Consider the following 23,010-nt stretch of genomic DNA (forward strand, 5'->3'; position numbering starts at 1 on the left):
CCTGCCCATTACCTGGCAGGTTTTCGAGACCTTTTTTCGCCAGGAAACCATTGCATGAGCCGGCAGGCACGAACCTTCGTGAGTTTTTCCCCGTCCTTGCATTTGCGCCGGGGGCGCCTTGTCATTGGCGCCGCTGCAGCGCTGTTGGTTCTGGTGCTTTCCGGTTGCGCGAGCAAACCCGATATGGCCGGGCAGGAGCCCAGCGGCGCTGAAGCGGCACGCACGGACTCTCACGGCAAGCCTTATTCGGAAGGCGTCGTCTTCGAGCGCATTTACGTTGACTATGAGATTGCGCGCGACGGCTCTTTCACTCGCACGGCCGAGATCATCAAGCGGCTCGAGAATGCCCAGGGCATCGAGCGCGAAGGCAAGGCCCACCTGGTGTTCCAGCAGGGCATCGAGGAGGCGGAATTCATCGACGCCCGGGTGGCGCAGCCCGATGGCAGTGAAATCGTGCTGCAGCCGGACGTGGTGGAGATGAAGCCGTCTTATTCTTCTCTTCCGGCGCAGTTGTTCAGCAATCGCCAGCGCAAGACGCTGGTGTTTCCCGATCTGCAGCCCGGCAGCCGTGCGATTGCGACCGTGCGCATGCAGCGGCTCAAACCTGTGTTTCCCGGCCAGTTCACAGCGCTGACATGGCGTTCGCCGCATGTCGGCGTGGAGGATCTGCGTGTCCGCTACCGACTGCCGGTCGACATGCCCTTGCATATCGATGCACATGGCATCGAGATGACACGCGAAGTCGATGGCGAGATGGTGACGTGGACTGCACATATGCAAGTGCGTGAGCCATGGCCGCGTGAGTTGGGCAGTGTCGGAGCAGTGGATTACAGCCCGCGCGTCGCGATCAGCACCTTCCCGGACCATGCCGCCTTCGCCGCAGCCTACCGCGACATGATCGTCGGCCGCGACGAGGTGACACCCGCAATCCAGGCGCTGGCCGACGCACTGAGCGCCGACCTGAAGACGCCGCGCGAGCAGGTGCGGGCTTTGTACGAATGGGTGGTGGGCAACATCCGCTACGTCGCCGTTCCCCTCGGCCATGGCGCATGGGTGCCGAATCCGGCGGGTAGCGTACTGTCACTCCGCCACGGCGACAGCAAGGACCGCGCCGTGCTGCTGGCCGCGTTGCTGAAGGCCAGGGGCATCGACAGTTCGCTGGTGCTGCTCGATGCCGGTGGCAACTACTGGTTGCCGCGATATCCGACGCTTCAGTCGTTCGATCATGTGATGCTTCATGTGCCGGCGCTGGATCTGTATCTCGATTCGACCTCACCGTTTGTCGATTTCGGCAGCCTGTCGCCGCGGTTCGCCGGCAAACCTGCACTGCTCGTTGCCGATGGCAGAGTGGTGCAAACGCCGGTCGTATCAGCGCAGGATTCCGGCAGCCGTGTCCTGCAGCGAATGGTGCTCGACAGCGCAGGGCAACTGCAGGGCGATACCACGGTGCAGGTCAGGGGGAACATGGCGCTATCCTTCAGGGAGACGATGGCCCGGACGAAGCCGCTGACCGACGCCCAGATCGCGAGATCGATGCTCGTCAGTGCAGACGAACATGGACAGGCACTGCTTCGGCGGCCGACGAACCTAGCGCCGGGCGAGCCGCTGGAGGCCGGGCTGAGCTACACGCTGACCCGCGGGCTCGACCTGAGCACACCGGGAGTGTTGCCGGTGAAGCGCGGGGTGCGTTTCCACGGCATCGAGATGTTCGGCAGATCGGTCATGGACATCCCCCGCCGCGCGCCATTCGACTGTCTGGCAGTGACGATGGAGGAAGAGCAGCGCATCGCCTGGCCGGACACGGTGCGGCCTGGCGCACTGCCGCCCGGGCGCAGCCTGGTGTCGGAAGATGCGGCGCTGCCTTACACCTTCACGTCCGACTACAGGCTGGAAGGCAACGAAGTCGTCATCCAGCGCAAGCTGGTGGTGGCCCCCGCCAGCAGAAGCTGCCCGCCATCCAGCAATGCCGCCCTGCAGGTTCTGCTGCGTGAAATCGCACTCGAATACGACACGCTGTTGAGCTATACGCCGCGTTGAGACGCGGCCGGATCACGGCCGCGTGGGGTACGCATTCAGCTTTTCTTCCCGACAGAGAGATCATCAACCCATGTCCGTCGCCCCCCAATTGCAATCCCGCCCGCTGTCCATCGTGTCGGCCACCATGGTGCTGATCCTGCTGGCGCCTTCCGTGTGGGCGAACCAGCCATACACGGCGGGTGTCGTCTTCGAGCGTGTCCATGTCGATTACGAAGTTGCGCGCGACGGCACCTATGTACGCACGTCCGAGATCGTCAAGCGCTTCGAAAATGCCCAGGGCATCGAAGCGCACGGCAAGGCGCAACTGGCATTCCAGAGCGGCACCGAGAAGGCGGAATTCATCGATGCCCGGGTGGCGCAGCCGGATGGCCGCGAGATCGTGCTGCACCCGGATGACGTGCACCTGCAGGAGGCCTATCCCTTTCCCGAGGCGGCGGTATTCACCGACCGCAAGCGCAAGACCCTGGTGTTTCCCGACCTGCAGCCCGGTAGCAGGGCGATTGCTACTGCGCGCTCCCAGCGCCTCGAGCCGGTGATTCCGGGCCTGTTCTCGGCCCTGGAGTGGCGCTCGGCCCATTTCGCTTCGCTGGACACGCGCATCCGCTTCACGCTGCCAGCCGACATGCCGCTGCACGTCGAGGCGCACGATGCCGAAGTCACGCGCGAGGCTGACGGCGACAAGGTGACGTGGACGGTGACGATGAAGGTGGAGGAGCCGTGGCCGTCCGAGCCGGGCAGTGTTTCGGCCGTCGACTACAGCCCGCGCGTGGCGGTGAGTACTTTTGCCGACTACGGCGCATTCGCTGCCGCCTACCGCGACATGATCGCCGGCCGCGATGCGGTGACGCCGGAAATCCAGGCGCTGGCCGACGAACTGACTGCCGGCAAGGAGACGCCGCGCGAGCAGGCGCGTGCGCTGTACGAATGGGTGGCGGGCAACATCCGCTACGTCGCCATCCACATGGGCCGCGGCGGCTGGGTGCCGCATGCGGCGGGCGAAGTGCTGTCGCGCCGCTATGGTGACTGCAAGGACCACGTCACGCTGCTGGCCGCGCTGCTGCGGGCCAAGGGCATCGACAGTTCGCCGGTGCTGCTCAATGCCGGCACCAGCCAGTGGCTGTCGCAATATCCCACGCTGGCTTCGTTCAACCATGCGCTGCTCTACCTGCCCACGCTGGATCTCTACGTCGACTCGACTGCGCGCTACGTGGATTTCGGCATCCTGCCCTTCGAGTCGGCCGCCAAGCCGGCGTTGGTCGTCGCCGAGGGCCGCGTGGTGCAGACCCCGGCCGTACGGGCGCAGGATTCGGGCGCCAGTATCGTGCAGCGGATGACGGTCGATGCCGAAGGGCGCTTGCAGGGTGACACTACGGTGCGTTCGTCAGGGATCGCTGCACAGATGGATCGGGCGATGATGGTCCAGACCACCGCCGTGCCCGACGCCCAGATTGCCGCGGCCATCCTCACCAACGCGGGCGAACACGGGCAGGCGCAACTGCGCCGGCCGGCGAGCCTGGCGCTGGGCGAAGCGGTGGAAACCGGGCTGAGCTACAGCCTGACACGCGGACTCGACCTGAATGCACCAGGCCACTTCCCGATCACCCGGGGTGTGGGCTTCGGCGGTATCCAGCTCTATGGCAAGGCCATCATGGATTCGGCCCGGCGCGCGCCCTTCATGTGCCCGGCAACCACGATGATCGAGGAGCAACGCATCAAGTGGCCGGACAAGGTGCAGCTCGGCGCCTTGCCGCTGAGCCGCCGCCTGGTGTCGGAGGATGCGGAGCTGCCTTACACCTTCACGTCCGACTATGCGCTGGAAGGCGAGGGCGAAGTCGTCATCCGCCGCAAGCTGGTGGTGGATACCGCTAGCCCGGTGTGTCCACCAGCCAGCAATGCTGCCTTGCAGGCGCTGGCACGCGAGATCGCGTTCGAGTATGACGCGGCGCTGAGCTACGCACCGCGCTGAGACGGGGCAGACCGCCTGATAAGGCAGTTCTGGAGGGATTTAGCAAGAATCAAATCAGCGCCCGGTTAAAAATCATAGAGTGCAACACTGGCTGCTTCTGGTGCAGCAACAACCGGAGTCAAGCGCAGGGCGGTAATACAGGGGTTTCCAGAAGAGATGCGGCCACATGGTCATGTGGCCGTGCTCGCGAAGTACGAACGCCTGGCAGCGAATGTGTTCGATGGCTTCAGGCGGCAGCTTTCCGGCGTCGATCTCTTCCATACCGAAGCCTCATCAGAATTCATTCGATTGCCGTCCTGACATGAAGATCAACAAACCTGTCACGAATGTGGAACGGGAATTTCCCGACGGAAAGTACATCGTTTCACGTACCGATCTCAAAGGCATCATCACCTACGCCGACGACACGTTCGTCGAAATCAGTGGTTTTTCACGCGAAGAATTGATAGGCAAGAGCCACAACATCGTTCGCCACCCGGACATGTTGCCTGCGGCCTTTGCCTGGGCCTGGGACACGATCAAGGCCGACCGCCCGTGGCGTGGCATGGTCAAGAACCGCAGCAAGAACGGTGATTTCTACTGGGTCGATGCCTTGATCGTACCGGTGCTCAAGGACGGCAGGAAAGTCGGCTACATGTCGGTGCGCACCAAGCCGAGCCGGAAGCAGATTGCGGATGCCGAAGCGCTCTACCGGAAACTTGCCGACGGCAGCGCCAGCATTCCGAAAACGACGCTCTGGGCACGCATCCCGTTGCAGGCCAAATTCGCTGCGTTGGTCATCGTCATGATCCTCGCCCAGCTTCTTGGCGTCGGTATGCAGGTTTTGGGGCCCGACCTGGGCCTCACGGCAGACGTGACCGGGCAGTTCGTCATGCTGTTCGGCGTGGCCGGCATCGCTGCTGCGCTCGGTCTGCTCACTTTCCAGCGCGGCATGATGGTGGCTTTCAGCCGCATCACCAGCCGTTTGCAGAATATCGCCCAAGGTGATCTGACCGACGAAATTCCGCTGCACCGGGTGGATGAACTGGGCAAGCTGAACGATGCCCTGATCACCATGCAGACCCATCTGCGGGCGATGATGGCGGAAATTGCCGAGCAGAGTACGTCGGTCGACAGCCACATCCATTACCTCAGCAGGGAAATCGACGCCACCCGGCGGACAGCGGCGGTGCAGTCGGAGGCCGCCAACAGCATTGCCGCCTCGGTCGAGGAGATGGTGGCGTCGGTGGACCGGATTGCAGAGGACGCGCAGCAGGCGTCCCAGGCAGTGCAGCTGTCGCGCAACCTGCTCGAAGAGGCGACGCAGCGCATGCAGCAAAGCCAGCAGGCATCGGAGCACGTGGTCGTCACGGTGCGGGATGCCGGGCATACCATGGACGAGCTGTTCCAGTCGATTTCGGCCATCGAGCGAGTCAGCCAGGTCATCCGCGACATTGCCGACCAGACCAATCTGCTGGCGCTGAACGCCGCCATCGAGGCGGCACGGGCTGGTGAATCCGGGCGCGGTTTTGCCGTGGTTGCCGACGAAGTGCGCAAGCTGGCCGAAAATTCGAGCAAGCAGACGGGTGAAATCACCGCCAGCATCCAGCATATCCAGGGGCGCACCCAGAGTGTGCACGCCACCATGGCCGTCGCCGGAACCCAGGTGGAAACCGTCAATGCCACTGCCGAAACTGCCCGCAACGGACTGCATGCGGTGGTCGATCAGGGCGAACGGATTCATCTGCTGGCGGGCAACATTGCCACCGGCACCCGCCAGCAGGTTTCAGCGGGTGGCGAAATCGCTCAACGCATGGAAGACATCGTCAGCGGCATCGGCCAAACCTCGAACACCATTCAGGAAGTGGCCGTGCGCAGCAATCAGATCCAGCAGGCCACCGGTCGCCTGCGCGAGTTGATTGGCTATTTCCGCTTTATCCGGTGATCTCCGATCCAGGTCTTGCGGTTTCAGCGACGATCACCTGTGGCACTCAGGCACCGCCTTTTCGTCATCGGTGCCCCAGGCTCCAGCCAGTCGCGTACTTCCTGCCCGGTCAGGTGATGAACAGGTGTGGAGTAATGTATTGACAATGTCGATACACGAACTACACTGATCTCCTTCCCAGATCATGAGATTCGCCATGTCGCCCCCCCGCTCCGCAGCGCAAAAGACCGCGGCAAAGGATGAAGTCATCCAGATTCGTGCCCCGAGGCAAGCCAAGGTGTTGTTCGGCCAGGCGGCGGCTCTGCGCGGTCAGAAGCTGTCCGAATTCATGCTCGACTGCGCTTACCGCCAGGCCGAAGCAACTTTGCTCGACCAGCGCACCTTCTTTGTCGACGAGGAGGCTCATGCGCGCTTTCTGGCGCTGCTCGACGCCCCGCCCGCCATCTCCACCGACGCGGTACGACGGCTGCAGCGCAAAGCACCGTGGGAAGCGTAAGCGCCCCTTTGCTCGGCAGGCCGGAGCCGCTCGCCCCGCGCCACGACGTTTCGCGTTTCCGCAACGGCAGTCACCCTTCGCTTGACCATTGGCTGTACGAGCAGGCTCGACGCAGCGAAGGTTTGTCGGCCCGGAGCTACGTCGTTTGCCCCCAGGCCCAGCCTAATCGCGTTGTCGGTTATTTCTCCATCGCCACCGCGCTGGAACAGCGCAACGCGCTGCCTTCCGCCAAATTGCGCCAGAACATGCCGGAGCGCGTGCCGCTCCTGCTCATCGCCCGGTTGGCTGTCGATGCTGAATGGCAAGGCCAAGGGCTGGGGTCGGCGCTGCTTGCGGACGCGCTATGCCGTTGCCTTGCCGCATCCGAAATCGCAGGAGCGCGTGGCGTCATCGTGCATGCCATCGATAGCGCTGCCGTCGGGTTTTACCAGGCGCACGGTTTTACTCCCTCACCGCTGGGCGAACATGTTTTATTGATGCCTATCGAGACGGTGCGCGGCTGCATGGTGAAGCCATGAACGACATCATTTGGCCGCTGGATTTACGTCGTCGAGTATGGAGCTCAAACCATCATCAGTCTGTCCAAACCCCCAATTCAACCAACTGTTTCGTCGCTGCCTCGGCCCAGCCGCGATTGGCCGCCGGGCTGGCCGGGCTTGGGTGCAGCACACGGCCAAAGTTGATATCAGCCGTGCCGCTCAGCGCTTCCATGGCGCGCTTTTCCGCCCAGTTGCCAATACCAATCACCCATTCCGGCTGTAAGGCATCGACCAGCGTGCGCAGATGGACGTCGCAGACAGCCAGAAGCGGGCGCTGCTCGGCTGCAAGCAGCTTGTCCGGCGTAAGGTTGCGGCCGCCTTCGAAGAACATCAGCGGGCAGTAGTTGGCGACGAAGTGCTCGGCGAAGAAGGCTTCGGGCGTGCCGAAGCGTTCGCGGAACAGGCCCCACAGGCGTTGGCCGCTGACTTCGGAGCGGGTGCAGGCGAAGCCTTCGACCGGGCGCTTGGGGTTGGTTTCGCGCGGCTGGCCGACCGGGCCTTCCAGTTTCAGCCAGTCGCGGGCGCTGGCGATTTCGCCGAAGGGCACGCCGATCTGCGCCATGCCGAAGGGGCCGGGGTTCATGCCGACGAAGACCACGCGCTTGCGCCCTTCGCCGTAGCGTTCCAGGTAGCGGCGGTGCACTTCCCAGGCGTAGTCGAGCGGGTTGTAGACGTGGGTGACGGGCGCGGAGAAGCGCATCGCGTCGACTTCGGTCGACAGTTTGCGGGCGGCGTCGATGAGGAGGGAGGCGGTGGAAGTCATGGCGGTTGGAGCAGGAAAGCAGCGGAGAGTCGAGTTTAGCCGGATCGTTCGTGCCGGCGTGACACAGGCGACGGGCGATTCAGAAGATCAGGAATTTCAGCAGATACAGCGTCGCCATGCCGGCGGCGATGGTCGCCAGCACGTTGCGCGTGCGCCAGGCGACGATGACGGCGGCCAGTGCGGCCCAGGGGCGGGGCGTATCGAAGGCGAACTGGACGTCGCCGCCGTGCACGAACAGCGCGCTGGCGGTCAGTGCGGCGAAGCTGGCCGGGGCTATGTGACGGCACAGCGCATGCAGCCACCCAGGCAGCTCGTGCCGGGCGAAGAAACCGATCATCGCGTAGCGGTACAGGAAGGTCAGGATGCCGACGACGACCAGCAGGGCGAGCAGCGCGGGCGTGCTCATACTGCGGATCTCCGTTCCACGCGTTCGAGGCGGTGCCCCGTCCATACGCCGGCGAGCAGGCCGAGCAGGATCGCCGCGACCAGGCCGAGCTTGTAGGGCAGGTCGGCGAAGGCCAGCGCCCCCAGGCCGGCGACCAGGGCCGCGGCGCGGCCGGCGCGTTCGCGCAGCAGCAGCGTGAGCAGGGCGATGAAGGTCAGCGGCACGGCGAAGTCCAGCTCCCACTCGGCAGGGATGGTGGCGCCGAACAGCAGCCCGGCAGCGGTCGATAGTTGCCAGCCGGCCCACAGCGTGAAGCCGGCGCCGAAGAAGTACCAGTGGCGCAGATCGGCGCCGTCATCAGGCTGGGCGGTGTCGGCCGCGTGCCGCTGGTAGCGCAGCACGGCCACGGCGTAGGCTTCGTCGGTCAGCAAATAGGCGAGCAGCAGGCGCCAGCGGCGGGGCAGGTGGCGGACGTATTCGGCCATCGACGCGCTGTACAGCACGTGGCGCAGGTTGAGCAGGCCGGACGTCAGCGCGATCGGCAGCGCGCCGGCGCCGGCCGCCAGCATCTGCACGATGACGAGCTGGGCCGCGCCGGCGAAGACCACGGCCGAGGCCAGTTGTGCGATCCAGGCCGGTACGCCGGCGGCGAGCGCGGCGATGCCGTAGATCATGCCGAAGGGGATGACGCCCAGCAGCAGCGGCGCTTCGTCGCGGCAGCCGGCGAGGAATTCGCCGCCCGCGCTTGTTGCCTTTCCTGCCATCAGTCGTCCATCGCCGGATCGACTTTCGGCCGCCCCAGGCGCTGGAGCGCGTCGCGCAGCCACCACACCATGACCACGCCGGGCACGGCGACGACGATCGAGAAGATGAAGAAGGCCGGCCAGCCGATGCTTTGCGACAGCACGCCCGACAGCGGGCTGACGTAGATGCGGCCGACCGCGGCGAAGGCCGACAGCATGGCGTAGTGGGTGGCGCTGAAATGCTGGTTGCACAGGCCCATCAGCAGCGCGACGAAGGCCACCGTGCCCATGCCGCCGCTGATGTTCTCGCCGGCGATCACCGCCAGCAGCAGCAGGTCGAGCGCGGCAGGCGCGTCCAGCGAGACGATACCCCAGTCGAAGGCCGGCACCATCATCGCGCCCCAGGCGCCCTTGCCGAGCTGTGCCAGCAGGTAGAAGCCGAAGTTCGACACCAGCTGCAGCACGCCGAACAGCAGCAGCGAGCGGTACAGCGCCAGCCGCGTCATGATCAGGCCGCCGATGAAGGCGCCGAGGATGGTCAGCCAGATGCCGATGACCTTGTTGGCGATGCCGACTTCTTCCTGCGAGAAGCCCATGCCCTTGATCAGGAAGGGCGTGGTCAGGCTGCCGGCGAAGGCGTCGCCGAGCTTGTACAGGATGATCAGGGCGAGGAAGGCGGCCGCGCCCTGCTGGGCGAAATAGCTCGACAGCGAGCGGTTCAGGGTCTCGAAGCCGGCGCGGCGTGCCGCCCACCAGGCCAGCGGCAGCGCCAGCGCGATCTCGGCGAGGACGAACAGCAGCTGGATCCAGCGGTTGGCGTCGTCGGGGTCGAGTCCGAGCAGGATCAGCGCCTGGCGGGCGATCCAGTAGCCGGCGGCGACGCCGCACAGCATCGCGGCGAAGCCGATCAATTCGCGTTTGGGATCGGAATCGAGCGGCTTCAGCGCTGCCGACACGCGCGGCAGCGCCAGCAGCGAGACGATGCCGCAGCCCAGCATCAGCAGCGACATGGTCTGGTACACCCGCGGCCACGAGGCCCACTGGCCGGCCCAGATCAGCGCGATGCCGCCGGACAGGATCATCGCCAAGCGGTAGGCGAAGACGTGCACCGAGGCGCCCAGGCCGCGTTCGTCCTCGGGCAGCAGGTCGGTGCGGTAGGCGTCGACGACCACGTCCTGCGAGGCCGACAGGAAGGCGACCAGCACCGCGGCTGCGGCGAACAGGCCGGGGGTGGCGGTCGGCGACAGGCTCGCCATCCACCACAGCAGCGCGGCGAGCGCGAGCTGGGTCAGCGCCAGCCAGCCGCGGCGGCGGCCGAGCCAGGGTGGCTCGAAGCGGTCCATCAGCGGCGCCCACAGGAACTTGAAGGTGTAGGGCACGCCGACCAGGCCGAAGAAGCCGATGGTGGCGAGATCGACGCCGTCGACCGTCAGCCAGGCCTGCATCGCCTGGCCGGTCAGCGCCAGCGGCAGGCCGGAGGCGAATCCGAGCACCAGGATGGCGGACAGGCGCCAGCTGCGGGCGAGAGCGAGGGGATGAGAGGCGGGCAAGAGGCGTGGGCGGGCAGCGTGGCGGGACGGCGCATTATCGCAGATCGGCAAGGCCTCGCCGGCAGATACGGAGCGGTATGGGGAGTCTACACAATTCGATACGTTGCTTGCGTCCGCGGGCGGATGCCTCAACAATGCCGCCATCCAGCCGAGTTCGGCTGCAGAATTTCCAGCTTCGAGGAGGGAGTCCTTCATGTCGTACACAGTGACCGTGGTATTCGGCGGCAACCGCGAGTACGAATTTGCGCTGCATGAATCCGCAGTGGCGGGCACGACCAAGGAACAGGCGCGCAGCTGGCTGGCGCAGGAATTCGAGGAGCTCGAATGCACCCCGTCCAACCCGATGGGCAAGGTGCTGGTGCTGGACATGGTCCTCAACGTCGCCAAGTACGGCGGCGAGAGCCGCTTCGAGCAGGCCACCGAGTGGGCGAAGAAGTTCGCGCTGGTGACGGCGGCTGCGCTCGATCGCCCGGCGATCCGCGTCGACGTGGCGGGTTTCACCGTCGGTTGATCCCCGCTGCCCGGGGCCGCCAGCCGATGGACGGTGGCGGCAGGGCGGTCAACGGTCCGGATGGGGCGGGTAGGGCGTAGCGAACCCATCATGCCGGGCCACAGGCGCACCGCGGGCCTTTTTTGAAGTGGTGGGTTTTGCCTTCGGCTCTACCCACCCTGCCGATTCAAACGGCCTATGCAGGAACCGGGCTGATCGGCCGGCCCGGCCTAGGCGGCCCGGCCCAGCCGATACACCGCCACGCTGGCGAGGAAGTTCGGCTCTTCCAGCACCAGCTTGCCTTCGTCGAAAGCCAGCCGCTCGCGTACCGCGATGCCGTTCATCTCGCACAGCACGTCGAAGTCGGCGATGGTGAAGAAGCGCACGTTGGGGGTGTTGAACCACTGGTGCGGCAGGCTCTCGGACACCGGCATGCGGCCGTTGAGGATGCTCTGGCGGTGCCGCCAGTAGCCGAAGTTCGGGAAGCTCACCACCGCCTCGCGGCCGACGCGCAGCATCTCGTGCAGGATGCCCTGGGTGTTGTGCATGGCCTGCAGCGACAGGCTCATGATGACGTGGTCGAAGAAGCCGTCCTCCAGGCCGACGAGGCCTTTCTCCAGATCCATCTGGATCACGTTGATGCCGTTCCTGACGCTCGCCTGCAGCTTGTCGGGGTCGTTCTCGACGCCATAGCCCTGGACCTGGCGCACTTCCACCAGATGCCGGAGCAGGGTGCCGTCGCCGCAGCCGAGGTCGAGCACCTTTTCGCCGGGCTCGATCCATTGCGCGATCACTTCATGGTCGTAACGATAGGCGGTCATGTCATACCTCGATGCGGTCGAACCAGGCCGACAGCAGCGCGTGGTAGCGCGCTTCGTCGAGCAGGAATGAGTCGTGGCCGGCGGGGCAGTCGATGTCCGCGTAGCTGACGTTGCGCTTGTTGTGCAGCAGCGCATAGACGATTTCGCGCGAGCGTTCGGGCGAGAAGCGCCAGTCGGTGGTGAAGGAGATCACCAGGAAGTCGGCGCTGGCGCGCGCCAGCGCGGCCGGCAGGCTGCCGCCGTAGTCGAAGGCGGGGTCGAAGTAGTCCAGCGCCTTGGTCGTCAGCAGGTAGGTGTTGGCGTCGAAGTAGCCGGCGAACTTGTCGCCCTGGTAGCGCAGGTAGGACTCGATCTCGAACTCGACGTCGTAGCTGTAGGTGTTGCGGCCGTGGCGCAGGCTGCGGCCGAATTTCTCCGCCATCGAATCGTCGGACAGGTAGGTGATGTGGCCCACCATGCGCGCCAGCTTGAGGCCGCGCGCCGGCACCACGCCGTGCTCGTAGTAGTGGCCGCCGTGGAACTCGGGGTCGGTCAGGATGGCCTGGCGCGCGACTTCGTTGAAGGCGATGTTCTGCGCGGTGAGCTTGGGCGCGGCGGCGATCACGGCGACGTGGCCGACGCGTTCGGGGAACTGCAGCGACCACGACAGCGCCTGCATGCCGCCCAGGCTGCCGCCGACGACCGCGGCGAAGCGTGCTATGCCGAGCCGGTCGGCCAGCCGCGCCTGCGATTCGACCCAGTCCTCGACGGTGACGAAGGGGAAGTCGGCGCCCCACAGCTTGCCGGTGGCCGGATTGGTCTGGTTGGGGCCGGACGAGCCGTAGCAGCCGCCGAGGTTGTTCACCCCGATGACGAAGAACTTGCGCGTGTCCAGCGGCTTGCCCGGGCCGATCAGGTTGTCCCACCAGCCGACGTTGTGCGGATCGTCCGCATAGTGGCCGGCGAGGTGGTGCGAGCCCGACAGCGCGTGGCAGACCAGCACCGCGTTGTTGCGCTCGGCGTTGAGCGTGCCGTAGGTCTCGTAGACCAGATGGTAGTTGTCGAGCTGCCCGCCGCTGCGCAGCTTGAGCGGCTCGGCGAAGTCCGCCCGCTGCGGTGCGACGACCCCGACGGATTGAGCTTGGATCATGTTCGTGCCGTAGAAAACAAAAAACCCAGTCGGCTGAAGCAGCGGACTGGGTGCCCTCGCTTTAGCCGTATTTGTTGAGCGCCCGCAAGCTGTTGATCAAATCGGCGCTAGGTCCGGCGAACTTAGCGCCCGCCGCGGGAAAAGTCAAACCTCGCGGCATGATAAGATTTTCCTCCGCATCACCAATCGGTACCGTCATGATCCAGGTCATCGTCAATGGCCAGCCCCAAGCGCTGGCGCCCGGTCTCACCGTCCTCGGCCTGCTCGAAGCGCGCGGCCTCGTCGGCAAGCGCCTGGCGGTCGAGCGCAACGGCGACATCGTGCCCAAGGCGCGCCATGCCGAAGTGCAGCTCGCCGAGGGCGACCGGGTCGAGATCGTCGTCGCCGTCGGCGGCGGCTGAGTCCGGCACCCGCCGGCCGCAGGTCCGGCCGCTGAATCCGCCTTCGCGCAGCGCATGCATCGGCGCAAGCTCCACCCCATCATCGAGAACAACACAGGCTTTCACACCATGAACGACCCCCTGGTCATCGCCGGCAAGTCCTACGGCTCGCGCCTGCTGGTCGGCACCGGCAAGTACAAGGATTTCACCGAGACCCGCGAGGCCATCGACGCCAGCGGCGCACAGATCGTCACCGTCGCCATCCGCCGCACCAACATCGGCCAGAACCCGGACGAACCCAACCTGCTCGACGTACTGCCGCCGGACCGCTTCACTATCCTGCCCAACACCGCCGGCTGCTACACCGCCGACGACGCGGTGCGCACGCTGCGCCTGGCGCGCGAGCTGCTCGACGGCCACGCGCTGGTCAAGCTCGAAGTGCTGGGCGACCCGAGCAACCTGTTCCCCAACATGCCGGAGACGCTGAAGGCGGCCGAGATCCTGGTCAAGGACGGCTTCGACGTCATGGTCTACTGTGCCGACGACCCGATCCAGGCCCGCATGCTGGAAGACATCGGCTGCGCCGCGGTGATGCCGCTGGCCTCGCTGATCGGCTCGGGCATGGGCATCCTGAACCCGTGGAACCTGCGCCTGATCATCGACAACGCCAAGGTGCCGGTGCTGGTCGATGCCGGCGTCGGCACCGCGTCGGATGCGGCGATCGCGATGGAGCTGGGCTGCGACGGCGTGCTGATGAACACCGCCATCGCCGGCGCCGGCCAGCCGGTGCTGATGGCGAGCGCGATGAAGAAGGCGGTCGAGGCCGGCCGCGAGGCCTTCCTGGCCGGACGCATGCCGCGCAAGTTCTACTCGGCCGACCCCAGCTCGCCGACCCAGGGGCTGATAGGTTCATGAGCGAGGCAGGCGAAGTGCAGCACGACATGCAGCAAGCCGTGGCCGGTATCGAGATCATCGGCCGCGACAGTCCCGAGCACCGCTTCTCCAGCCGCAGCATCCGCAGCTTCGTGCTGCGCCAGGGCCGCATGTCCGAAGCGCAGCAGCGCTACCTGGACGAGATGCTGCCGAAGATCGGCATCGATTACCGCATGGCGCCGCTCGACCTGGATGCGGCCTTCGGCCGCCAAGCACCGAAGATCCTCGAGATCGGCTTCGGCATGGGCGAGACCACGGCGAAGATCGCCGCGGCGATGCCCGGCCACGACTTTCTCGGCATCGAAGTCCATACGCCGGGCGTCGGCGCGCTGTGCAAGCTGATCGCCGAAGGCAAGCTGAGCAACCTGCGCATCATGCAGCACGACGCCGTCGAGGTGATGCGCGACATGATCGCCGACGGCGCGCTGGCCGGCGTGCATGTGTTTTTCCCCGACCCCTGGCGCAAGAAGCGCCACTTCAAGCGCCGCATCATCCAGCCGGATTTCGTCGCCCTGATCGCGCAGAAGCTGGCGCCGGGCGGCTACCTGCACTGCGCCACCGACTGGGAAGACTACGCGCACTGGATGCTCGAGGTGATTTCCGCCGAGCCCCTGCTGCACAATACTGCCGACGGCTTCGCGCCGCGGCCCGACTACCGGCCGCTGACCAAGTTCGAGAACCGCGGCCTGAAGCTGGGCCACGGCGTCTGGGACCTGGTGTTCCGCCGCCGCACCGACTGAGGAGGGGCGTCCTGTGATCCGGGGCCTGTTCCGTTTCATCTTCGCCACGCTGCGGCTGTTCGTGCGCACACTGGACTTCGTCGTGCGCGGGCTGTTCTACGCCATGCTGGTGTTCGGCGTCGGCATGGTCGTGGCCTTCTTCTTCCGCCCCGAACCCGAGATCCCGGCCGGCTCCGCGCTGCTGCTGCGTCCGGGCGGCGCCATCGTCGAGCAGGCGGTGTTCGACGGGCCGCTGGACCTCCTCGGCTCCGGCGGTACGCCCACCGGGCAGAACGTGCTCGCCGACCTGCTCGAAGCGGTCCGCCTGGCCAAGGACGATGCACGCATCAGCGCGCTGGTGATCGAAACCGACCAGTTGATGGCCGGCGGCTTCTCCAAGCTGGGCGAGCTGCGCGACGCCATCCTCGACTTCAAGGCCTCGGGCAAGCCGGTGCTGGCGCGCGGCGAGCGCTTCACCCAGGGGCAGTACTACCTGGCGACGGCCGCCGACGAAGTGCACCTGTCGCCCGACGGCTTCGTGCTGCTGCACGGCCTGTCGCGCTACGGCGCCTATTTCAAGGATGCGCTCGACAAGCTGGGCGTGAAGATGCACGTCTTCCGCGTCGGCGAATACAAGTCCTTCTCCGAGCCCTTCACCCGCAACGACATGTCGGACGAGGATCGCGCCGCTTCGCGCGACCTGCTCGACGGCGTGTGGGCGATGCTGCGCGACGACGTCGCCGCGGCGCGCAAGCTGGCGCCGGAAGCGATCGACGCCCATGTGAACGACTATCGCGATGCGCTGGCGGCAGCCGGCGGCGACGGCGCGCTGGCGGCACGCAACGCCGGCCTGGTCGACCGCTTCAGCACGCGCGACGAATGGCGCGCACGCCTGATCGAGCGTGTCGGCACGAAGTCGCACAACAGTGATCCGCGCATGGTCGATGTCGATCGTTACCTGGCCGTGGCGCGGAGCAAGCAGCCGCAGCATGGCGAGCAGGTGGCGGTGCTGGTGGCGCAGGGGGCGATCGTCGATGGCCGCGAGCCGGCCGGCGTGGTCGGCGGCGACACCTTCGCCGAACTGATCCGCGCCGTCCGCAACGATGACCAGGTCAAGGCCCTGGTGCTGCGCATCGACAGCCCGGGCGGCAGCGCCTGGGCGTCCGAAGTCATCCGCCGCGAACTCGAACTGACGCGCAAGGCCGGCAAGCCGGTCATCGCCTCGATGAGTTCGGTGGCGGCATCCGGCGGCTACTGGATCGCCGCCGGTGCCGACGAGATCTGGGCGGCGCCGGCGACCCTGACCGGCTCGATCGGCATCTTCGCGATGTTCCCGGAGTTCTCCGAACCCTTGCAGCGCCTCGGCATCAACATCGACGGCGTCGCCACCGCGCCGCTCGCGGGTGCGCTCGATCCGCGCCGGCCGCTCAGCCCGGCCGCGGCCGAGGCGATGCAGCTTGGCATCGAGCACGGCTACCGCCGCTTCATCGATGTCGTCGCCAAGGCACGGGACATGAAACAGGGCGAAGTCGAGACCGTCGCCCGCGGCCGGGTGTGGCTCGGCGCGGCGGCGAGCGAGCTGGGCCTGGTGGACCAGACCGGCGGCCTGGAGGCGGCAGTCGCCGCCGCCGCGGCGCGCGCCGGCCTGGAGAGCTACGACGTGGTGTGGCCGGAGCCGGGCCAGTCGCTGCAGGAACGCCTGCTGCGCCGGCTGGCGGGTTTCGCCGGGCAGTTCGGCATCGAACTGCCCCAGGCCGCGCCGTCGCCGCTGCTTCGCCTGCTGGCCGAAGCGCAGGCGCCCGCAGCAGCCCTGCTGCAATGGAACGATCCGCAGCACCACTACCTGCATTGCCTGTGCGAGGCGCCCTGAGGGGCGCGCGCATGTGTCATCCATCCCGAGCGTGAACAAGGAGACCGCATGAGACTCAGCAGCCAGAGCTTTGCCGACGACAATCCCATCCCGGGCGAGTTTGCCTTCTGCATTCCGGCCGACGAGGGCTACGTGTGCCTGGGCGGCAACCACAATCCGCAACTGGAATGGTGCGAGGTGCCCGAAGGCACGCAATCCTTCGTGCTGATCTGCCACGACCCCGACGTGCCGAGCAGGGGCGACGACGTGAACCAGGAAGGGCGCACGGTGCCGGTGGATCTGCCGCGGGTGGATTTCTTCCATTGGGTGCTGGTCGATCTGCCGCCCGACCTGCGTTCCATCGATGCCGGCCAGTTTTCCAACGAAGTGACGCCCGGCGGCAAGCAGGGGCCCGACACTTCGCTCGGCGCCCGGCAGGGCGTCAACGACTACACTGCCTGGTTCGCCGGCGACGAGTCGATGAAGGGCGACTACTACGGCTACGACGGCCCCTGCCCGCCGTGGAACGACGAGCTGATGCACCACTACGTATTCACGCTGTATGCGCTGGACGTGGCGAACTGCCCGGTCGAAGGCCGCTTCAGCGGCCAGGACGTGCGCGCGGCGATCGACGGCCACGTGCTGGCGGAAGCGCGCATCACGGGGACGTATACGCTGAATCCGTCGCTGCTCTGATATTGCGCCGTTCCCGACTCCCACCCGGCCCGCCTCTCGAGGTGGGAGCCGGGCGGGGTTTCAGTCTTCCAGGAACACCTGCAACAGGTCGTTCAGGAAACGCTGCCCGCGTGCGCTGGGCCTGATGCGGTTGTTGCCCGCCTCCAGCAGCCCTTGTTCCTGCGCAGCGCGCAGCTTGCCGCCGATCGCCTCGAGCGGAATGCCGGTGCGCGCGGCGAACAGCTTGGCCGGCACGCCATCGGTCAGGCGCAGCGCGTTCATCATGAATTCGAAGGGCAGTTCCGCCACCGCGACTTCGCGGGCTTCCTGCACGAAGTCGCCGCGCGCCGCGCCTTCGAGATAGCGTGCCGGGTGCTTGTGGCGCATCTCGCGGCGGATGCCTTCGTGGCTGGACAGCTTGCCGTGGGCGCCGGGGCCGATGCCGAGGTAGTCGCCGAAAGTCCAGTAGTTGAGGTTGTGCCGGCTCTGGCCGTGCGGGCGGGCGAAGGCGGAGGTTTCGTAGTGCGCGAAGCCGGCGGCGGCGAGGCGGGCCTCGATCGCTTCCTGCATGTCGGCGGCGCTGTCGTCGTCGGGCAGCGATGGAGGGTCGTGGGCGAACGGGGTGTTCGGCTCCAGCGTCAGGTGGTAACAGGACAGGTGCTCGGTGCCGAAGCCGAGCGCGGTGTTCAGGTCGGCCAGCGCCTGCTCCAGCGTTTGGCCGGGCAGGGCGTACATCAGGTCGAGATTCACGCGCTCGAAATGCGTGGCGGCGGCCTCGATCGCGCGTTTTGCCTCGTCGCCGCCGTGGATGCGGCCGATTCTGGCCAGCATGGCGTCGTCGAAGCTCTGGATGCCGAGCGAGATGCGATTGACGCCGGCGGCGCGGTAGTCGCGGAAGCGTTCGGCTTCGACGGTGCCTGGGTTGGCTTCGAGGGTGATCTCGGCCAGCGGGTCGAGTTGCAGCAGCATGCGGACGCTGGTGAGCAGGGTATCGAGCGTGGGCGCCGACATCAGGCTGGGCGTGCCGCCGCCGATGAAGATGCTGTGCACCCGCCGGCCCCAGACCTGTGGCAGCGCGTGCTGCAGGTCGGCGAGCACGGCGTCGAGCCAGGCCTGTTCCGGAATGCCGTTGTCGCGTGGTGTGTGCGAGTTGAAGTCGCAATAAGGGCACTTGCGCACGCACCAGGGGAAATGCACGTACAGCGCCAGCGGCGGCGGGGCATCGAGTTGCGGGCGCTGCGGCAGCGGCACTGTGCGTGCCGCCGGGGCGGGGGTGAGCGGGATGATGCGACGGGTCACGGCAGGGTCCAGGGCCGGGCGGAGCGGGGCGGCGCCGGACTGCGCGCCAGGCCCGCCCGGCGGCTTACAGCGGGTGTGATTCGAGGCGGGCGAGCAGGTGGCGCATCGCCGCGCCGCGGTGGCTGAGGGTGTTCTTCAGCGCGGCGTCGAGTTCGGCGGCGGTCTGTTCGAGTTCGGGCAGCCAGAACAGTGGGTCGTAGCCGAAGCCGCCTTCGCCGCGCTCGGCGCTGAGGATCTGGCCGTGCCATTCGCCGTCGGCGATCAGCGGCTGCGGATCGTCGGCGTAGCGCACCAGCACCACCACCGAGCAGAAATAGGCGCTGCGCTGTTCCGGATCGGGGAAGGCGGCCAGCTTTTCCAGCAGCAGGGCGTTGTTGCGCGCGTCGGACTTCGGCTCGCCGGCGAAGCGGGCCGATTGCACGCCGGGTGCACCGGCCAGCGCTGCGACGCACAGGCCGGAATCGTCGGCCACCGCCGGCAGGCCGGTGGCCGCGGCGGCGTGGCGGGCCTTGGCGAGCGCGTTCTCGACGAAGGTCAGGTGGGGCTCTTCGGCCTCGCCGACGCCCAGCGCGCTCTGCGGAATGATCTCGATGCCCAGCGGCGCGAGCAGGGCCTGCATTTCGGCCGCCTTCTTGGCGTTGTTGCTCGCCAGTACCAGTCGTTTGCTCATGTCGGGCTCCTCGTGTTGGCGCCATGAGTTGTGGCGTCACTTAGGGCGGCGCGCTGCAGTTCGACCAGGCGGCGGATGCCGCCTTCGGCGAGGTCGAGCAGGGCGTTCAGCTCGGTGCGCGAGAAGGCTGCGCCTTCGGCCGTGCCCTGCACCTCGATCAGGCCGCCGCTTTCGGTCATGACCACGTTCATGTCGGTGTCGCAGTCCGAGTCTTCGGCGTAGTCCAGGTCGAGCACCGGCGTGCCCTGGTGGATGCCGACCGACACCGCGGCGACGAATTCGCGCATCGGGCTGCGCGCCAGCTTGCCGGCGGCGACCAGGCCGCCGATGGCGTCGTGCACCGCGACGCAGGCGCCGGTGATGGCGGCGGTGCGGGTGCCGCCGTCGGCCTGCAGCACGTCGCAGTCGATGATGATCTGGCGCTCGCCCAGCGCGGCGAGGTCGACCACCGCGCGCAGGCTGCGGCCGATCAGGCGCTGGATCTCCTGCGTGCGGCCGGTCTGCTTGCCCCTGGCCGCTTCGCGCGCGCCGCGGGTGTGGGTGGCGCGCGGCAGCATGCCGTATTCGGCGGTCAGCCAGCCCTGGCCCTTGCCGCGCAGGAAGCCCGGCACGCTGTCTTCGACGCTGGCGGTGCACAGCACGCGGGTGGCGCCGAATTCGACCAGCACCGAGCCTTCGGCGTGGCAGGTGAAGCCGCGGACGAGGCGGACCTTGCGGAGTTCTTCGGGTTTGCGCTGGCTGGGTCGCATGGGGATGTCCTGTAGCTATCGTTTGTCGAATTTGTGGATGGCGGCGTTGATCTCGCGGATCGCGCGTTCGATCTCGTCCTCGTCGAGGTCGACGAGGCGGCCGCTGCCGCGGCTGGAAAGCTCCATCTCGGTGGCGAAGTCGTCGAGCGCCATGGTCTGCGTCGAAATGGCGTCGGGCTGCGCCGCGCCGGTGTCGTCGTGCCAGCACATGGCCACCAGCGACAGGTTGTCGGCCTTGTCGCCGCCGTGGAATTCGGCCCGGTCGAGCAACTGCGGCACGGCCTCGGCAAGCGGCTTGCCGTTCAGGCCGAAGACGATGGTGTCGTCGTCGAGCGGTCCCCACACGCCGTCGCTGCACAGCGCGATGAGGTCGCCGTCCTTCAGTGCGCAGGGCTCCGAATAGTCGATCTGCGGTGCATGCGTGCCGCCGAGGCAGGAGTAGATGCGGTTGCGTCCGGGATGGGTGGAGGCTTCGGCGGCGTTGATGATGCCTTGTTCGAGCAGCAACTGCACGCGCGAATGGTCGCGCGTTTGTTGCAGGATGCGGCCGCGGCGCAGCAGGTAGAGGCGGGAGTCGCCCGCATGGGCCCACCAGGCCGTGCCGTCCTGGACCACGCAGGCGACGATCGTCGTGCGCGGCGCCTCGGCGAGATGGCGGTCGAAGCTGTCGTCAAGGATGGCGTGGTGCGCGCCGGTCAGCGCGCGCGACAGAAAGTGCAGCGGATCGGCCAGCGCCGGGTGGGCGTCGCGCTGGAAGGCCTGGGTGATGTACTGCGCGGCGATGTGGGCCGCCAGCTCGCCGTGCTGATGTCCGCCCATGCCGTCGGCGACCAGCATCAGCAGCGCATCGCGCGAATAGCAGTAGGCGATGCGGTCCTGGTTGGCGGAGCGGCGGCCGGTGCGGCTTTCCTGGTAGATGGTGAATCGCATGCTGCGCTCCTTCAACTGCGGCCGACGAAGGCCTTGAGCCGGCTGCCGAGATCGGTGAACCAGCGCGTGTGCGGCGTGGCCTCGGTCGTCGCCGTGGCTTTCTGCACCAGGGCTTTCTGCAGCGCATAGACGCTCTGCGGCCGGGCCAGCGGGTCGAGCTGCAGGCACCAGTCCACCAGCCCCAGCAACTGTGCGCTGTACTTCTCCGCATGCGTCCTGCTGAGCGGCTGCAGCGTGTCGTGCTTGACGCGCTCGTCCGCGCGCGGCGGCGCCTTGCCGACGATACAGGCGTGCAGCGCGGCGCCGACGCTGTAGACGTCGCTCCAGGGGCCGAGCTGGTCGCGGCGGTCGTACTGTTCGGGGGCGGCGAAACCGGGGGTGTACATGGGCTTGAGCACCGGCTGGTTGCTCGCCAGCGTCTGGCGCGAGGCGCCGAAGTCGAGCAGCACCGGCGTGCCGTCGGCGCGCAGGTAGATGTTGGAAGGCTTGATGTCCAGGTGCAGCAGTTTGTGCGCATGCACCTCGCGCAGGCCGTTCAGCATGCGCACGAACACCGTGCGGATGAAGGACTCCTTCAGCTCGCCGCGATGCTTCTGGATGATGTCGTGCAGCGTGCGGCCGCGCTCGAACTGCATCACCATGTACACCGTGCCGTTGGCGCGAAAGAAGTTCAGCACGCGGACCACGTTGGGATGCAGCAGCTTGGCCAGCGAGCGCCCTTCCTCGAAGAAGCATTTCATGCCGTAGCGAAAGGCGGGCAGATGCTCCTCAGACACCTGCGGCTCGATCTCGCCATCCTTGCGCAGCGCCAGCGAGTTGGGCAGGTATTCCTTGATCGCCACCGGCGTGCCGACTTCGTCGTGTGCCAGATACACGATCGAGAACCCGCCCAGCGACAACTGGCGGTCGATGCGGTACTGGTCGAGCTGGAAGCCTGCGGGCAGCGCGCAGTTGGCTTGAGGCGGCATCTTCGTGGGCGCTAGAATCCGGGCTTTCCCAGCCTCTTTCCTGAGTGGGACCCGCAGTGTAATCCATCGCGCCGGGTTCCCGGAGACCCCCGATGATCCAAAGCATGACCGGCTTCGCGGTCCAGACCCGCGACCTGGGCAGCGTCAGCCTGCACCTTGAACTGCGCAGCGTGAATTCACGCTATCTCGACCTCGGCTTCCGCATCGTCGACGACCTGCGCCAGGCCGAACCCGCCATCCGCGAGCGCATCAGCGCCCGCCTCGGCCGCGGCAAGGTCGAATGCCGCCTGAATCTGCAGGCCGGCCATAGCGCCCCGCGCAGCCTGGCGCTGAACGGCACGCTCGCCGACCAGCTCGCCGAAGCCCAGGCCACGCTGCGCGCGCGCTTCCCCGACGCCGCGCCGCTGTCGGTGAACGAACTGCTGCGCTGGCCCGGCATGCTCGCCGACGACAGCCTCGGCTTCGACGAACTGCTGCCGCACATCCGCGCGCTGGCCGACGCCGCCCTCGACGAAATGATCGCCACCCGCCGGCGCGAAGGCGAAAAGCTCGCCGACGCCATCCGCGAGCGCGTCGCCCGCATGCGCGAACTGGTCGCCACCGCCTCGCCGCGCATGCCCGCCATCGTCGCCGAATACCAGGACCGCCTCACCGCCAAGCTGCGCGACGCCGTCGCCAGCCTGGACGAAGACCGCATCCGCCAGGAAGTCGCCCTCTACGCCCAGCGCATCGATGTCGCGGAGGAACTGACGCGGCTGAGCACTCATCTCGATGAGGTGGAGCGCATTCTGAAAGCGCCCGGTGCTGCGGGCAAGCGGCTGGATTTCCTGATGCAGGAGCTGAATCGGGAGGCGAACACGTTGGCGTCGAAATCGCCGGCGACCGACATCACGGGAATTGCGATGGAGATGAAGGTGTTGATCGAGCAGATGCGTGAGCAGGTGCAAAACTTAGAATGAGGGGGCGGGTGGGGATATGTGGCCCAATTTCTGGAT

The 23,010-nt window shown here is 66.8% G+C and carries 23 protein-coding genes; 12 read left to right on the forward strand and 11 right to left on the reverse strand.

Features of this window, described 5'->3' with window-relative positions; genetic code table 11:
* Positions 1-54 precede the first annotated feature (54 nt).
* From NX068_RS09615 to NX068_RS09635, 5 genes are all read left to right on the forward strand, one after another.
* Entirely contained in the window at positions 55-2,037 is a 1,983-nt protein-coding gene (locus NX068_RS09615) for a DUF3857 domain-containing protein (protein WP_263461054.1), read from the forward strand.
* A gap of 70 nt (positions 2,038-2,107) precedes the next feature.
* Positions 2,108-4,003, forward strand: a complete 1,896-nt coding sequence (locus tag NX068_RS09620) for a DUF3857 domain-containing transglutaminase family protein (RefSeq protein WP_263461055.1) — start codon at positions 2,108-2,110, stop codon at positions 4,001-4,003.
* Between the two features lie 301 nt (positions 4,004-4,304).
* On the forward strand, positions 4,305-5,927 hold the full coding sequence (locus NX068_RS09625; RefSeq protein ID WP_263461056.1) for a methyl-accepting chemotaxis protein: 1,623 nt from the start codon (positions 4,305-4,307) through the stop codon (positions 5,925-5,927).
* A 196-nt stretch (positions 5,928-6,123) separates the two neighbouring features.
* Complete coding sequence (locus NX068_RS09630) at positions 6,124-6,423, forward strand: type II toxin-antitoxin system TacA family antitoxin (protein ID WP_263461057.1); 300 nt, start codon at positions 6,124-6,126, stop codon at positions 6,421-6,423.
* A complete protein-coding gene (locus NX068_RS09635; protein WP_263461058.1) occupies positions 6,411-6,941 on the forward strand; it encodes a GNAT family N-acetyltransferase in 531 nt (176 codons plus the stop codon). The genes NX068_RS09630 and NX068_RS09635 overlap by 13 nt, the downstream gene beginning before the upstream one ends.
* 55 nt (positions 6,942-6,996) lie before the next feature.
* Here NX068_RS09635 and NX068_RS09640 read toward each other — a convergent pair whose 3' ends face one another.
* The 4 genes from NX068_RS09640 to NX068_RS09655 form a co-directional block, all read right to left on the reverse strand.
* Positions 6,997-7,725 (reverse strand): uracil-DNA glycosylase family protein, encoded by a 729-nt coding sequence (locus NX068_RS09640; protein WP_263461059.1) that lies wholly within the window; start codon positions 7,723-7,725, stop codon positions 6,997-6,999.
* A 79-nt stretch (positions 7,726-7,804) separates the two neighbouring features.
* Positions 7,805-8,131, reverse strand: a complete 327-nt coding sequence (locus NX068_RS09645) for an AzlD domain-containing protein (RefSeq protein ID WP_263461060.1) — start codon at positions 8,129-8,131, stop codon at positions 7,805-7,807.
* A complete protein-coding gene (locus NX068_RS09650) occupies positions 8,128-8,874 on the reverse strand; it encodes an AzlC family ABC transporter permease (protein WP_263461061.1) in 747 nt (248 codons plus the stop codon). Before NX068_RS09650 ends, NX068_RS09645 begins: the two co-directional genes overlap by 4 nt.
* Entirely contained in the window at positions 8,874-10,403 is a 1,530-nt protein-coding gene (locus tag NX068_RS09655) for an AmpG family muropeptide MFS transporter (protein WP_263461062.1), read from the reverse strand. The genes NX068_RS09650 and NX068_RS09655 overlap by 1 nt, the downstream gene beginning before the upstream one ends.
* Positions 10,404-10,596: 193 nt before the next feature.
* On the opposite strand from NX068_RS09655, the gene NX068_RS09660 reads away from it, so the two are divergent.
* Positions 10,597-10,914 carry a hypothetical protein gene (locus NX068_RS09660; protein WP_263461063.1) on the forward strand — a complete coding sequence of 106 codons (318 nt, stop codon included), beginning with the start codon at positions 10,597-10,599 and terminating at the stop codon, positions 10,912-10,914.
* Between the two features lie 209 nt (positions 10,915-11,123).
* Here the strand turns inward: NX068_RS09660 and metW are convergent, their stop codons facing one another.
* A complete protein-coding gene (gene metW / locus NX068_RS09665; protein WP_263461064.1) occupies positions 11,124-11,714 on the reverse strand; it encodes a methionine biosynthesis protein MetW in 591 nt (196 codons plus the stop codon).
* Between the two features lies 1 nt (position 11,715).
* On the reverse strand, positions 11,716-12,843 hold the full coding sequence (metX, locus tag NX068_RS09670; protein ID WP_263461065.1) for a homoserine O-succinyltransferase MetX: 1,128 nt from the start codon (positions 12,841-12,843) through the stop codon (positions 11,716-11,718).
* 197 nt (positions 12,844-13,040) lie between these two features.
* Between metX and thiS the strand changes: the two genes are divergently transcribed.
* The 5 genes from thiS (at position 13,041) to NX068_RS09695 (ending at position 17,420) form a co-directional block, all read left to right on the forward strand.
* The gene (gene thiS, locus NX068_RS09675) at positions 13,041-13,244 is read left to right on the forward strand and encodes a sulfur carrier protein ThiS (RefSeq protein WP_068635707.1); all 204 of its coding nucleotides are present in this window, start codon (positions 13,041-13,043) and stop codon (positions 13,242-13,244) included.
* A 108-nt stretch (positions 13,245-13,352) separates the two neighbouring features.
* Positions 13,353-14,138: a thiazole synthase gene (locus tag NX068_RS09680; RefSeq protein ID WP_263461066.1), complete on the forward strand. Its 786-nt coding sequence runs from the start codon at positions 13,353-13,355 to the stop codon at positions 14,136-14,138.
* A complete protein-coding gene (trmB, locus tag NX068_RS09685; RefSeq protein ID WP_263461067.1) occupies positions 14,135-14,896 on the forward strand; it encodes a tRNA (guanosine(46)-N7)-methyltransferase TrmB in 762 nt (253 codons plus the stop codon). The genes NX068_RS09680 and trmB overlap by 4 nt, the downstream gene beginning before the upstream one ends.
* 13 nt (positions 14,897-14,909) lie before the next feature.
* Positions 14,910-16,745, forward strand: a complete 1,836-nt coding sequence (gene sppA, locus NX068_RS09690) for a signal peptide peptidase SppA (protein ID WP_263461068.1) — start codon at positions 14,910-14,912, stop codon at positions 16,743-16,745.
* A gap of 48 nt (positions 16,746-16,793) precedes the next feature.
* A complete protein-coding gene (locus NX068_RS09695; protein WP_263461069.1) occupies positions 16,794-17,420 on the forward strand; it encodes a YbhB/YbcL family Raf kinase inhibitor-like protein in 627 nt (208 codons plus the stop codon).
* A gap of 60 nt (positions 17,421-17,480) precedes the next feature.
* Here the strand turns inward: NX068_RS09695 and hemW are convergent, their stop codons facing one another.
* The 5 genes from hemW to NX068_RS09720 all read right to left on the reverse strand — a co-directional run bounded on the left by hemW (position 17,481) and on the right by NX068_RS09720 (position 22,015).
* Positions 17,481-18,698: a radical SAM family heme chaperone HemW gene (gene hemW, locus NX068_RS09700; RefSeq protein ID WP_263461070.1), complete on the reverse strand. Its 1,218-nt coding sequence runs from the start codon at positions 18,696-18,698 to the stop codon at positions 17,481-17,483.
* Between the two features lie 64 nt (positions 18,699-18,762).
* A complete protein-coding gene (rdgB, locus tag NX068_RS09705; RefSeq protein WP_263461071.1) occupies positions 18,763-19,368 on the reverse strand; it encodes an RdgB/HAM1 family non-canonical purine NTP pyrophosphatase in 606 nt (201 codons plus the stop codon).
* Positions 19,365-20,117, reverse strand: coding sequence for a ribonuclease PH (rph, locus tag NX068_RS09710; protein WP_263461072.1), 753 nt, complete (start codon positions 20,115-20,117; stop codon positions 19,365-19,367). The genes rdgB and rph overlap by 4 nt, the downstream gene beginning before the upstream one ends.
* Positions 20,118-20,132: 15 nt before the next feature.
* Positions 20,133-21,047, reverse strand: a complete 915-nt coding sequence (locus NX068_RS09715; protein WP_263461073.1) for a PP2C family protein-serine/threonine phosphatase — start codon at positions 21,045-21,047, stop codon at positions 20,133-20,135.
* Between the two features lie 11 nt (positions 21,048-21,058).
* The gene (locus tag NX068_RS09720) at positions 21,059-22,015 is read right to left on the reverse strand and encodes a serine/threonine protein kinase (protein WP_263461074.1); all 957 of its coding nucleotides are present in this window, start codon (positions 22,013-22,015) and stop codon (positions 21,059-21,061) included.
* Between the two features lie 92 nt (positions 22,016-22,107).
* Here NX068_RS09720 and NX068_RS09725 point away from each other — a divergent pair, with 92 nt between their 5' ends.
* On the forward strand, positions 22,108-22,974 hold the full coding sequence (locus tag NX068_RS09725; RefSeq protein WP_263461075.1) for a YicC/YloC family endoribonuclease: 867 nt from the start codon (positions 22,108-22,110) through the stop codon (positions 22,972-22,974).
* Positions 22,975-23,010: the final 36 nt, after the last annotated feature.

It is taken from the genome of Thauera carbonicopians (assembly GCF_025699485.1).
Classification (GTDB): domain Bacteria; phylum Pseudomonadota; class Gammaproteobacteria; order Burkholderiales; family Rhodocyclaceae; genus Thauera.

What these genes read in the sequence shown, in the direction of transcription:
- NX068_RS09615 (WP_263461054.1), top strand. Translation starts at nt 55, where the DNA reads ATGAGCCGGCAGGCACGAACCTTCGTGAGTTTTTCCCCGTCCTTGCAT.
- NX068_RS09620 (WP_263461055.1), top strand. Translation starts at nt 2,108, where the DNA reads ATGTCCGTCGCCCCCCAATTGCAATCCCGCCCGCTGTCCATCGTGTCG.
- NX068_RS09625 (WP_263461056.1), top strand. Translation starts at nt 4,305, where the DNA reads ATGAAGATCAACAAACCTGTCACGAATGTGGAACGGGAATTTCCCGAC.
- NX068_RS09630 (WP_263461057.1), top strand. Translation starts at nt 6,124, where the DNA reads ATGTCGCCCCCCCGCTCCGCAGCGCAAAAGACCGCGGCAAAGGATGAA.
- NX068_RS09640 (WP_263461059.1), bottom strand. Translation starts at nt 7,725, where the DNA reads ATGACTTCCACCGCCTCCCTCCTCATCGACGCCGCCCGCAAACTGTCG.
- NX068_RS09645 (WP_263461060.1), bottom strand. Translation starts at nt 8,131, where the DNA reads ATGAGCACGCCCGCGCTGCTCGCCCTGCTGGTCGTCGTCGGCATCCTG.
- NX068_RS09650 (WP_263461061.1), bottom strand. Translation starts at nt 8,874, where the DNA reads ATGGCAGGAAAGGCAACAAGCGCGGGCGGCGAATTCCTCGCCGGCTGC.
- NX068_RS09660 (WP_263461063.1), top strand. Translation starts at nt 10,597, where the DNA reads ATGTCGTACACAGTGACCGTGGTATTCGGCGGCAACCGCGAGTACGAA.
- metW (WP_263461064.1), bottom strand. Translation starts at nt 11,714, where the DNA reads ATGACCGCCTATCGTTACGACCATGAAGTGATCGCGCAATGGATCGAG.
- metX (WP_263461065.1), bottom strand. Translation starts at nt 12,843, where the DNA reads ATGATCCAAGCTCAATCCGTCGGGGTCGTCGCACCGCAGCGGGCGGAC.
- thiS (WP_068635707.1), top strand. Translation starts at nt 13,041, where the DNA reads ATGATCCAGGTCATCGTCAATGGCCAGCCCCAAGCGCTGGCGCCCGGT.
- NX068_RS09680 (WP_263461066.1), top strand. Translation starts at nt 13,353, where the DNA reads ATGAACGACCCCCTGGTCATCGCCGGCAAGTCCTACGGCTCGCGCCTG.
- trmB (WP_263461067.1), top strand. Translation starts at nt 14,135, where the DNA reads ATGAGCGAGGCAGGCGAAGTGCAGCACGACATGCAGCAAGCCGTGGCC.
- NX068_RS09695 (WP_263461069.1), top strand. Translation starts at nt 16,794, where the DNA reads ATGAGACTCAGCAGCCAGAGCTTTGCCGACGACAATCCCATCCCGGGC.
- rdgB (WP_263461071.1), bottom strand. Translation starts at nt 19,368, where the DNA reads ATGAGCAAACGACTGGTACTGGCGAGCAACAACGCCAAGAAGGCGGCC.
- rph (WP_263461072.1), bottom strand. Translation starts at nt 20,117, where the DNA reads ATGCGACCCAGCCAGCGCAAACCCGAAGAACTCCGCAAGGTCCGCCTC.
- NX068_RS09715 (WP_263461073.1), bottom strand. Translation starts at nt 21,047, where the DNA reads ATGCGATTCACCATCTACCAGGAAAGCCGCACCGGCCGCCGCTCCGCC.
- NX068_RS09720 (WP_263461074.1), bottom strand. Translation starts at nt 22,015, where the DNA reads ATGCCGCCTCAAGCCAACTGCGCGCTGCCCGCAGGCTTCCAGCTCGAC.
- NX068_RS09725 (WP_263461075.1), top strand. Translation starts at nt 22,108, where the DNA reads ATGATCCAAAGCATGACCGGCTTCGCGGTCCAGACCCGCGACCTGGGC.